This window comes from Ruegeria sp. N10, from assembly GCF_056531545.1.
On the sequence record NZ_JBQFLY010000027.1, the window covers coordinates 18714 to 30093 of the forward strand.

Genomic DNA, 11380 nt, shown 5'->3' on the forward strand with positions numbered 1-11380 from the left:
AGGTTAGCCATCGAGGGCATTGATATTCAATAGCATAGGAAAATTTGGTAGTATTGGGCTTGCAGTGACATTGTCTACAAGCGGTTGTTGGTTACCTGCGTAGTTCTAGGATCGATTTGCATTTGTGAATGAGTTTTGGAGTACCTAATGAAAAACACCCTCCTCTATGCCCTAGCAAGTTTCTTGTTGTTTTCAGGCGTTAGTCACGCACAGAACACTTGTACATCAACTGGCACAACCGTCTTGCAACCTGGTCCAAGTGAGGGAAAAGATATCTGGACGACAAGCGTGTTTTCTTACGCTGGAAATCCTAAACGACCCGGAGGGGGGTTGGACAACGACGAGCTTCGGGTAGGTGGTTGGGGAGACGAATATCACGCCCTAATCGAATTCGACACCGTTGGACTGCCTCCAATAGCTCAAAAAGCATCAATCGAACTATTCGCGCTGCCCTACTCCGATAGTCGGTTCGTTCCCGTTGAGATGCAACTGGATAGAATAGTCCAACCTTGGGATTGGAGAACAAATGGGACGGGATTTGACTTCAACCGGTTGTGGTGGGCAGACCGACCAAATTCAACCCTGTGGACGGGAGATAAGCAGAACCCCCTGCCCCGGCCACAGAACAACAGTTGGTACTCCATTGATGTAACCAACCTTTACAACGTCTGGCAGATTCGAAGTAACGGAATAGAAAACTTTGGTGTTATTCTTCGGCCGACCACTAACAACGGAAGAATGAATGCCTTCATTAGTTCAAACTCCCTGGCTCATCCAACTTTGCGACCGAAACTGGTGGTAGATCCTTATGTGCCCGTACAGCCTCTGCTTGCACCTTCTCTCGCTGCGACAAAGTACCAAACGCAATTCAGAAACAGTAACGGCCAAGGTATAGTGGACAATGTGCTGAGCAGGATTGATTTCACAGATGCCTCAGGACCTCTGTGCGTGTTCTTAAACTCTCCTAGAGTTAGTGACACACAGATGATCAGCGCGATTCTAAGCACTTTGGATGATCTGTTGCTCCTGGTTGGGAGTTCGGGGGCAGATTTACCCATGCTCAACTATGGGAGGAATGCAAATCAGCAACCGACCACAGTCAGCTACCAGTACGTTCAAAGCAATGGTTTTTCCGAGGCAGGCTTTAATGCCACTGAATTCCACCGATCTTACGTCCCAAACCCGACTCTTGTAGAAAAGTACACCCATAGCGATGGGCGCGAGTACGTATTCTACGATGATCCGATCAAGGGTCAAATCTTGCTGAATGACGGAGTGAATGACGGCACTTTCAACTATTATCCGGTATCCTTTTCTTTAGAACACATCGTACTAGACATAATGCCTTGGATCGTATTTGGCGCGACACCTGAAGACTGCACCACACCTCAAGAGCGCCTTCAGTTGTTTTACGGGTCAGCTATGATGCAAAGCCTCTTGGGCCAAATTGGATCGGGAGCAATCTGTAAGATTTCGCCTTGATTTCGCCTTCTAGAACCAGCCCCATTGCGCCGCCGCATGCCGACTCAACCGTTCCCATTTTGCAAAAAGCCGGAACAACTGAAGATGGTTTTTCTCAGAGGCCGCTTTGCCCAAGATATGTCCAAACACCGATATTGTGTAAACAGAATCTCCAGCATTGAGCACCGTTGAGATCAGTTTGACAGCATCAATGCACGATTCTGGGTCCAAGCGCCTCCGTTCTGGATTCCTCGATCTCCACTGCCATTTTTCGGAGGGCTGCATAGTATTTGTCAGCAATCAGGCGCTCGATTTCGTCTATCGAGAGTTCGAGAGCTTGTTGATATGTGATCGGGTACTCGACGCTGTGCGATATTTCGACCCCCCTGTCAGACTCTGGGTATCCGTGCTCCGACCACAAAATATCTCGCTTCAACGGATACAAGACAGGCCCACTGAAATCTGATTCTAGCGCCTCCTCTTTTATCGCTTCCGCTATCGCTCTGAGCTCTATTCGATCCATTTACTGCCTCCTATTTCAGGCAGATCCTGACCTGTGTACCGCGACGGCATCAAGTCCTTTTTGGACATTTCCGATGGGCATGTTCCTATCAAGAACTGATCTATTGTATTGCTTTCTATAGACAATCGATTCAAATTAGCAGTCTTGACCGGATAGCGGATCGTGCATACCGTGAGTGCATGATCGTGATTCCGAATACCATCTGCCAACGAATATCGACCTGAAGTCGATAGCCCACAAAACTACTGTGGGAGGCAGCATTGGTATGCGGGCGGGGCTTATACCCCTGTAATTTTCAGCTCCAAATAAGAGTGCACGAGTCGGTTCGATCCCGACGCCTCCTACCATAATCCAACGTTAGGAGACAAAAATGCTGAGAGTCGTTGCGTATGTTAACAAACAGGCTGTGGCGGAGGCCTGTGCCAGCAACATTTCAGAACTTTCTGACCTATCCGATTACGAGGTCCGAGCTATTGAGGGATACGCCTCCCACCTGGAGATTCAGCCGAGCGATGTATCCGGCAAAATTCTGAGACATCCACGCAAGTCTAGCGTTTGGCATCTCGTACGCAAAATGTGTGATGTCGCACTCGGGGAGTCAAAAGATAACTCCATTGTCCGATGACCCACAGCAACCTGCTCGATTGGGATAAACTGAAAACCTCGATCACAGAACTCCTGGGAGAGAGACGACAGGGCTGGATCGACCTCGCCCTGCCCCGCTTTGAGCTCATTAAGCGGGAAGCCGAGACACCAGGTGATCTGCCGAAAAGCTTGTCCATCAAAGAAAAATTTGGCGAGATCTGTATCTATTACGGTAGCGCTACGGAAGCTGACAAAAGAACGCTGGAATTCCTTGTTCAGGAGAGCGCGTTCACTTGTGAGTGCTGTGGCAATGCAGCACGAAAACAAGTGATCACTGCATTTCTGGTAACGTTGTGCTGCGAGTGTTTTCACCAGCGATTTCCTACCAGAAAGCTTACCCAGCAGCCTGTACAGAAATACGACATCGCTACCCGGCACCCAAATCTGGTGTCGGACAACTGCCTGACCCTGGTGCCGAATGTCGGCCGAGGTTGGCACTCTCTCATTTTTCACGGTTTCAACAGGATGGCCGGACTGGTCATGAAATCTAATGGAGATGTTTCTGTAGAAATCACAGATGCGAAGGAGAAGTTTGGCGCTCTGAACTTGTCAATTCGACGATCCACCCCGGAGATCGACCGGATCGCTGAGGAGATGATCCGCGAGGCCAACCTGACCTGCTCGCGATGTGGCTATTTCGGCCAGCGCGCCCGCGGTAAGCGTGAGCACCAAGGCCTGTGTGTAGTCTGCGACCGGACATCTCTGGATTACCAGCCGGTTCAATCACAGAACCAAACTCCCCTGCCCTCCGTCGAGGAGCTACTTGTTGACCAGCTGGGTCCAGACATCGCCGAGATCGCGGGCGAGATGCGGGATTGGCATCCTCTCGCGGTCTTGGATTTCATCCTGGCGCCAGATGCGGCCGAGCATGGTCGATCTGTCGTAAATCTGGTGCGTGACGGCGACACCGCCGCCCTCGCCCGCATCCTGACACGCCTAAGGAGATAGAGATGCGCCGCACGATGGACTGGAATGATATTGCCGGCTCGATTGGCTATGAGGTTGGGTATCAGCACCAAACGTTGATTGCGACCGTGACAGAAATCCTGGAACGCATCCCTAAAGATCGCCGGCCAGCCGGAATCCGGTTTTACATCGAGGGACACAGCCTTCAGGTCGACCACGACCCGGTTGATGACGAGACCCAGTCAATCATTGATGAGGCCGTCAAAGAGGGCTCTGAGCTGGTTCCAGGGGCGCACGCAGTATTTACTGCGACAATCTCAGCGACGGGAGAGGTTCGTGACGGGCGGGCCGTCATGAGGCTTGAGCTGCGATTCAAGAAAGAGGTTTTGGAATTCGAGACACACCCCGAGTTCGACCCGCAGGATTATCTTGAGGACGCACTGGCAGCCATCAAGAAAGCATCGGAATGAATAGATCTGACGATATCGACCCGGCAACGCAGATTCTAACGGCCGCCAATTTCGACGTTCAAGACATGGATCAGATGATGGTCGCCATCCGATCAGCTAATGTCCGCGGCCGCCTCTGGCCCACCCAGATCGCCCTGCTGGGACTGAATGCATCTGGCAAATATTATTGGACGTCACCGATCTACCCTGCCCTAAGCTGGCCTCAGCAGACTCTTGATCTATCAGATATCGACCTCAGAGATGCCCCGGCTGCAACCGATGTGGCACGAGAGAGCATGGAACGTGTTTCACGAGCGAGTGGAGGATGGATCCATGCGGAAGATCCGACACACACGAAACGCTTGCTGGACACGCTGATGGATGAGGCGGAGCTGGGGCTTGCTTCTGATGCGACCGTCATCCCTGTCGACGTGCAATGGGGCCCGGACGGAGAGGCAGCAGCGCAGAGGGTGCGAGACTACCTGGATAACAACGAGGCTAGTCAAGATCTGGTCCAGGAAGTGTTTCGGTTGGCGCGGGCCTGGGAGGCGGGATATCCCGAGAAACCGAAATTCCGCAATATTTAGGGCCTTTTCCGTATCATTAGAGACTATGTAGTGTCTTTTCAGGAATCAGATTCGGATCTTGTTGGAGACGTTACCTACCAAAGAAGTGCAAACTACTGCTGTAAAAAACGTTAGTTTCCAATGAGTTATGATTAGCATAAGGAATCTATTGCTTTACTCCCCAGTTTCCCGCATCAATATGGTGTAAAACATACTATAAGAGATCCAAGATCTCATGAGGCACGTGGACGTAAATATGCGCCACATACGAGCAGGAGGACCTATGGCGAACTAATCTACCCAAAAAACAGAAACCGAGCAGTTGCAGCTGCCCGGCTCCTAAATTCAGTAGTGCCTTGTAAACACCCTGATCGTTAGCACCATCAGGTTAGCAAGGCTTGTAACCGCTCGCAAGAACTTATTCTTGCGTGACTGGAGGCTTTATGTCCGAAGCATTGCAAATAGATCCCAGCAAAGGATTTGTGGCCATTCCCGCACAAGTTCTCGATCTCGAAATTAACCCTGGCGCATTCCGCACCCTGATCCACCTGTGTAACCTTGCGAATGAAACAGGCTACTGCTGGCCCTCTCTTGAACAACTGGGTGAAAGCATGGGTCGTTCCAAGGCCGCCGTGAGCGGGTACATTCAAGACCTGCGTGAGGCGGGCGTAATTAAAACCTTCACTCAAAAAATGGCGAGCGGGTACAATTATCGACTAAAGATCCAAGTTCTGTTCTGGACAGATTGGGTGAAGACCCGTTCCCGCAAGAAGATTAAGCCCGTTCAGGAAGGTGAATGCAGCGTTCACCATGTTGATCGCCCTGCTACGCAGAAAAACAAAACATATAAAACACAAACTACGCCGGCAGGTTTGCCGACGGGTGAAGTAAAATCGATCTATGAAAGATGGAGGCACTTAACTCATGGGGTGCCATTTGGTCAGTTTCGTGCACAGCCCGACAATAAGCTGATCAAAGACACTCAAAGGCTAATGTCGATCTATCGCCCCGATGATAAGCCCGGTGTAACCGCGGTTACATCTCAGTTACGCTCGCTGTGGCAAAAACTGTCAGTGACTGCCTCAGAAGCTGATATAGCCGAACAATCACAGGCCATTTTGAAGAGCGGCATAACCAAAAAGGGCGTTGTCTGTCTTGTCGCGAAATTCCATGAAACATGGAAGCCATTTTGGAAGAAGCCCCCTACTCCATTGCAATTTGAGGCCATGATCTCAAACGCCAAATCCGAGCATCCTGAAGATGCCATGGTGCGTATCATTGCTCTAGATTTCGGCAAATGGACAAAAAGTCAGCTACCCACAAAAGGCTTTGAAGTCGCGGCTTAACTCCTGTATTCTGATGCAAATCGCCCCCTATTTGGGGAGTAAGAGGATTGAGGATGACGGCAGTAGATATTGATGTAACCGCGGTTACACCCGGCCTGCGCACCGAAGAATTCGCTCGCAGACTGTCCTATGCAATGAACCAGCTGGATACCCGCTCGTATCGGGAAGAGACACTAAAAGACCGTGTGTCTAGGCGCTTCCCAAAGAGAGAAGTGGCTGAGCTACTGGGCGTCGATCATAAATTCCTCGACCATGTTGCCAAGGGCGACGAAGATGTCTTCCCAGAGGGGCAGCGATCCGGCCGCGAGTTAAGCTTCACACCAGGAGACATCTGCCTGATCCGTGCACTAATGGGATCAAAGACGCACCTTAAGCGCCAACACATTCATTGGCGAAAGCCTGGAGAACCCCTGAAGGTTGTTACGTTCGGTGCGCAGAAAGGTGGTACAGGAAAATCGCTCTCAGCCGCTCACTTCGCACAGTACTTGGTGTTGGCCTACGGGCTCAGAGTTGGCGTTATTGATAGCGATCCGCAATCGACCGCAAGCCTATACTTTGCTGGTGACAGCAACCATGTTTTTGATCCGGATACCAAAACGCTCGCAGACTTTATGGGTGTGGAGACGCCCGGTGCTGAGGCCCCTACCCCTTTGTCCAGTGAGGACCTTGAGGGTATCTGGCAACCGACACCGTGGCCTGGCGTCCGCCTGATTCCTGGGGGCGCAAATATTCTTAATGCAGATGTCAGCCTGTTCTTCATGGCCCGCGGGACTTCAACGAAAGTCTATCGAATCTTGAAAGATAGCCTTGCGAAGTGGGAGGAGGCTCATCCTCCAGTGACGACACCAATGGATCTTCGGCGCGAGGATGGCAGTTTTGATACGGAAGCCTATCACCAGGCGCTCAATGAGACGCTCGATGTTGTAATCATCGATCAGCAGCCTTCAATCACACTGATGCAGCTGAATGGTGTTGTCGCCGCAGATACACTGGTTGTACCGATGACGATGAAGGGTTTCGATCTTTCGACGCTCACAACCTATTCGGCCAGTCTTCAGGATTTCCTGGACTTCGTGGTGGACTATGACCCAGAAATTGTTCTGGGGCCGGGCGGACATATCGTTCTGCCCACTATCGTTCAGAGCGAGAACGAAAAAGATGTATCTCAAATTTCGGATCTTGTGGATAAGGCCGGCGATATCATCAGTGAGGTCTGGTACGACCGGTCTGCGGCTGTCGCCAACGCATCTGAGCAATACATGTCGATCTACGAGTACACGCCGCCGGAAGGCCGCAAGGCGTCTGCCAGAACGTTTACCAAAAACGCAAATGCAGTGAATGATCACATCGTCACAAGAGCGCTCCCACACTTACCGTCGAGAGGGTTTGCGGAGGAGTTTATTCGAGAGCGCTGGGGAGAGGAGCAGTAAAATGGCCAGGACCGCACAACGTAAAAAAGCCAAGTCTCAACCCCGACCTGATCAAGATGTAACCGCGGTTACACCTCCTAAATCATCGCCAGCTGCGACAGGCCCACTTGCCGTCGCAATGGAGGGTGGGGTCCGCCAATTGCGAACGGATTTAGATAAAGCGAACGAACTTCTTGAGGTGCATCACGCCCAAGTAAAGCATGCCGCAAAAAACGGTTGGGCATTCCTTCTTCTCGATCCGCAGCAGGTCACAGATGTGGTAAAATCAGACAGGACCCTGCGCCTGGGCCCTGATGACGAATACCAGAATCTCAAAGACGATATCGAGAAGCGCGGCCAAAAAACCCCGATCCGTGTGCGCCCGGCTAACCCAAATTGGGAGCCCGATCCGGTTGCTCCACATCGATCCAGCGAGGAGTTTATTCTTCAGTCTGGGCGAAGAAGGCTTGCTGCGTGCGAAGAAATCGGGGTGCCTGTATTGGCAATTGTAACCGCGGTTACACCTGAAAATTCTGACAGCCGACTGGATGATTTAATCGAGCGGTTCTCCGAAAACACACTCAGGTCTGACCTGACAGGTTTTGAGCAATACCTGAGCATCGGTGAGATTGCATCGCACCTGGAAGGCTGGAGCCAAGAGGCAGTGGGTAAACTCCTGCGGATTAAGCGCGAGGAAGTCTCAGTTGCACTCTCTGTCCAGAAGTTTGAGAAAGACTTGGTTGCCATGGTGGGCGATAGCGTCACGACGCTCTCAAAGCGGCAGGTCCGACCGCTCATTTCGAAGGTCAAATCTTGGATCGAGGCTGGCCGACCATCTTTGAATGGAAGCCCCAAAAAAACAGAACCCATCAAGGCAACGCGAGAGGCGGGCAGGGTGGCCCTATCAAATGGACTGCGCGTATCCGCCGGCCGCGGAGGATCTATCAAGATCGATCTGGAAGATGGATCAAAGCCAAGCGCCGATCAGGTCGAATTCATTCTGGAAGCAATTGCCAAGGGGGCAGGGCGCGTAAAGTAGCCCTACGGACGCTCTGCGCGACGCCTGTGCGGCCGATCCATCACCTCGTCCAATAGAGACCAGTCGATGTCTTTCAGGATCTGCTTCACGCGCTCAGGATTCCGCTTTGGCATCTGCCCGCCTTGTTTGACCGCATACCATGACAGACCAATACCGATACCTGCGATGATCGCAGAAACGACACAGGAGATGATGACCTCGATACCCATGCCAGGATCATACGACACCCGTGGGAATTGATCAAATTGGACCCAGAACAATCGACGAGAATAGAAATCAGCTTGAGAGCGACTATTGTAAACAAATGATCAATCAAAACGTCAACAAATTACTCGGATTCAGGGGGTTAAGTGGGGGCACCCCCCTAATTACCAGTTGGAGGGAATAGGGGGGATACTCCCTGGGGTGACACCCGATTTCAACGAAAAACAGACAGAGAGCGCGTCTCCACCTGCTATTTTTCAACGTTGAATAATGTTGAGCACAGTTAAGTGCGATTGAATTACGTTATTAGCTATTTTCTGCTATTAAAAAACTATAGTTATCGTTATTTACCAAGCTTTTCGAGGTGCTCCTCCACGAGCTTTTCCATGTAGGCCGTCACGAATCCATTGGCCGCCTCTGAAATGTGATCCTCAAGGCGCTTCTTGAGTCCTACCTCCAGACGGAAGTTAAATTGCTCCCGTTTGGTTTTGGTGGTTCCACGAGGACGTCCGGGCTTGCGGTTTTCAACGGGTGCATCTGGCTGCGGGGCAGGGGCCTCAGGGGCTGGCTGAGAGGGCTCACGGTCCTTGAAGTCACCCAGACCTCCTTCTGCTTTTGCTCGCGCCATCATAGCTCTCGCTGCCGCTGCGCGATCCTGTACATCTGGTTTGACCGGGATATCAAAATCATCTCCCAGACCGGCTCTGTGCTTACCAGCCATTACGCGACCTCCTGAGCCTGTGCTTTGAGGACATCCAGTACCTCATATGCGAACTGGCCAGCATTCACAGTTGCTTTCTCAACGCCAGACACCTGGGAGTGATCCAGATCGGCCAGATCTCCACCCATGGCGAAGATTTCGCGGAAAGCTGCGCGCTCAACGATGGATGTGCGCAGGGTAGGGATGCCGGCGTTGGACATCAGCTCACGGACATGCGACAGTGAGCGTGTCTGAATGGCTGCGGATGTGCGGGTGAACACCACCGCGTGGGGCACCTCGCGCTTTAGTGCACGGGCCTGCTGCCGGATCAGCTTGATGATTTTGGCGCCGCCCTGTGAATCCATGGTCGAACCTTGGGTTGGGACCAGCACGGGATCACTGATGCCGATTGCTTGGACGACAGACATATTGGCTGTGCCTTCCAGATCGACAATCACGAACTGGCTCTGATCCTGAGCATCCAGAGTTTTATCAATGATGTCGTCCGCGGTGACGTCGCTCACGATCTTGATGCCGGTCGGCAGGTCGTCCAGCTGACCCCATTTGGAAATCCATCGCTCTGGATCTGCATCGATCAGAGTGACCGAGCCGCCTTTGCGAGCGATCTCAGTTGCCAGAAGTAGTGCGCAGGTGGTCTTGCCCGATCCGCCTTTGGGGTTTGCCATTGATACAATTGCCATTTCAATCTCCATAATCTGTGTGGCTACTCAGAAAATGGAGAGTCAGGGTTTCTATCGATTTAAATTGAATAACGTTTTTCAAGGTTAAACGAAGTTATTCGCAGTTTTTTGCTATTAAATAACTACACTCTACAAACAGAAAAACCGGGGCAGGGGCTCCGGCTTCAAACACCGAATTATCCAGAAAATCAGCTCTGAGTCTGATCTATGACCTGCTTGATTGCAGGGGTGGACTGACCTGGGATGGATACGACCATGTCACACCGGTCACAGACACCAGCGAGAATGCCCGGCACTATGGCGGATCCATCATCGAGTACCACATCCCGGACCTCGAAAGTCGTCGATACGACTGCTTCGCATTCGGGACAGATTGCCTTTGATTTGTCTCCAGGTTTGTACTCGCTCATGGAATGTTCTCCAGTCAGGTTCAAAGCTGCTCCCAGCAGTATCATATTTAGGAGAATAGTTCCGTCAGCGAAGTTAACGAAAAATGGAACTTGGGCTTAATGCACCAGCAAATTCGAAATTGTGGTAGAAGAACGAGGGCACCGCAAAAAACCTTTAGGAGCGATTTGGATGACAATCTCGCGGACAATTGGCCAGCTACTACAAGCTATTAGTTTGACGTTAATAATCATGGTTTCAGAGGGTTGGCCGCAAGCTCGCGCTCAGTCGCTGACAGAACCAGACGATTTGCTGGCAGATGCATTGGAAAGCCTTGTTGTTCTAAACGAAGAAACGGAACACGAAACGAGGATCGCGCTACTTAACAAAGCGATCACGACGTTAGAGTACATCCTAGAACGCTATCCAGACTCATCCGTTGCTCAGCAAATCGAGGGTGCAGGAGTTGAATTTCTGAGCGGAAACAGCGTTTCAAGGGTAACGGTTGCTTCACTGAAATCGCGCTTGAAAACTCTACAGCCAATTGAAGGCACTATAGCTGATCCTGATAACGATGTATCTATCGCTGCGCTGATCCTCGAAATGATCAACAAGTTGCCCAAGGATCGCCCACCAAACAGAGATGAGAACCCATCCGCAGAATTGGATGCTGTTCAAAAGGCGATTGACGAAGTGTTTCGACTTGATCCCTTTGGTGAGATAGCCAATCACCTTCTAACGTCTGGGTTAGAAGTGTCAAACGTTGGGCCTGTTCGGTTTGTTGACCTAGTGAACATTAGAGTGAATAGCGACGTCAGCTTTGAGGAACTTTATTCATCCGAGAAACTACTTCTTGCTGAACTATTCATTGTCCACCCGTTCCGACCAAACGTCAACGCTTGGAACAATGACCTCAATTCTTGCCTTGTACTTGAGCGCCCAAGTTTGGTGGCTGAGCGCTTGGATGAAGACTCACCTTACGAAGCAATGGCCCTAGCAAGCTATCATGGAATACGAAACGATGTTTTGAGATTTGGAGGTTTT

At 51.2% G+C, this 11380-nt stretch carries 13 protein-coding genes; 8 read left to right on the plus strand and 5 right to left on the minus strand.

Annotated features, from left to right (window positions below; translation table 11 throughout):
- Positions 1 to 147: 147 nt before the first annotated feature.
- Positions 148 to 1482, plus strand: coding sequence for a DNRLRE domain-containing protein (locus ACR0JI_RS20430; RefSeq protein WP_480496348.1), 1335 nt, complete (start codon positions 148 to 150; stop codon positions 1480 to 1482).
- A gap of 187 nt (positions 1483 to 1669) precedes the next feature.
- Here ACR0JI_RS20430 and ACR0JI_RS20435 read toward each other — a convergent pair whose 3' ends face one another.
- On the minus strand, positions 1670 to 1984 hold the full coding sequence (locus ACR0JI_RS20435) for a hypothetical protein (protein ID WP_480496346.1): 315 nt from the start codon (positions 1982 to 1984) through the stop codon (positions 1670 to 1672).
- A gap of 621 nt (positions 1985 to 2605) precedes the next feature.
- Here ACR0JI_RS20435 and ACR0JI_RS20440 point away from each other — a divergent pair.
- The 6 genes from ACR0JI_RS20440 to ACR0JI_RS20465 all read left to right on the plus strand — a co-directional run bounded on the left by ACR0JI_RS20440 (position 2606) and on the right by ACR0JI_RS20465 (position 8344).
- Positions 2606 to 3577, plus strand: coding sequence for a hypothetical protein (locus tag ACR0JI_RS20440; RefSeq protein ID WP_480496345.1), 972 nt, complete (start codon positions 2606 to 2608; stop codon positions 3575 to 3577).
- Between the two features lie 2 nt (positions 3578 to 3579).
- Entirely contained in the window at positions 3580 to 4005 is a 426-nt protein-coding gene (locus ACR0JI_RS20445) for a hypothetical protein (RefSeq protein WP_480496343.1), read from the plus strand.
- The gene (locus ACR0JI_RS20450; RefSeq protein WP_480496341.1) at positions 4002 to 4571 is read left to right on the plus strand and encodes a hypothetical protein; all 570 of its coding nucleotides are present in this window, start codon (positions 4002 to 4004) and stop codon (positions 4569 to 4571) included. Before ACR0JI_RS20445 ends, ACR0JI_RS20450 begins: the two co-directional genes overlap by 4 nt.
- A gap of 422 nt (positions 4572 to 4993) precedes the next feature.
- Positions 4994 to 5896 carry a helix-turn-helix domain-containing protein gene (locus ACR0JI_RS20455; protein WP_480496339.1) on the plus strand — a complete coding sequence of 301 codons (903 nt, stop codon included), beginning with the start codon at positions 4994 to 4996 and terminating at the stop codon, positions 5894 to 5896.
- A gap of 53 nt (positions 5897 to 5949) precedes the next feature.
- Positions 5950 to 7326: a ParA family protein gene (locus tag ACR0JI_RS20460; protein ID WP_480496337.1), complete on the plus strand. Its 1377-nt coding sequence runs from the start codon at positions 5950 to 5952 to the stop codon at positions 7324 to 7326.
- 1 nt (position 7327) lies between these two features.
- Positions 7328 to 8344: a hypothetical protein gene (locus ACR0JI_RS20465; RefSeq protein WP_480496335.1), complete on the plus strand. Its 1017-nt coding sequence runs from the start codon at positions 7328 to 7330 to the stop codon at positions 8342 to 8344.
- A gap of 2 nt (positions 8345 to 8346) precedes the next feature.
- Here ACR0JI_RS20465 and ACR0JI_RS20470 read toward each other — a convergent pair whose 3' ends face one another.
- The 4 genes from ACR0JI_RS20470 to ACR0JI_RS20485 form a co-directional block, all read right to left on the minus strand.
- Positions 8347 to 8553, minus strand: a complete 207-nt coding sequence (locus ACR0JI_RS20470; RefSeq protein WP_480496333.1) for a hypothetical protein — start codon at positions 8551 to 8553, stop codon at positions 8347 to 8349.
- Positions 8554 to 8891: 338 nt separating this feature from the next.
- Positions 8892 to 9269: a hypothetical protein gene (locus ACR0JI_RS20475; RefSeq protein ID WP_480496332.1), complete on the minus strand. Its 378-nt coding sequence runs from the start codon at positions 9267 to 9269 to the stop codon at positions 8892 to 8894.
- Positions 9269 to 9949, minus strand: a complete 681-nt coding sequence (locus ACR0JI_RS20480; protein WP_480496330.1) for an AAA family ATPase — start codon at positions 9947 to 9949, stop codon at positions 9269 to 9271. The genes ACR0JI_RS20475 and ACR0JI_RS20480 overlap by 1 nt, the downstream gene beginning before the upstream one ends.
- Before the next feature lie 188 nt (positions 9950 to 10137).
- Positions 10138 to 10359, minus strand: a complete 222-nt coding sequence (locus ACR0JI_RS20485; RefSeq protein ID WP_480496328.1) for a hypothetical protein — start codon at positions 10357 to 10359, stop codon at positions 10138 to 10140.
- A 169-nt stretch (positions 10360 to 10528) separates the two neighbouring features.
- On the opposite strand from ACR0JI_RS20485, the gene ACR0JI_RS20490 reads away from it, so the two are divergent.
- Positions 10529 to 11380: hypothetical protein (locus ACR0JI_RS20490; protein ID WP_480496326.1), on the plus strand; the 852-nt coding region annotated here is incomplete at its 3' end.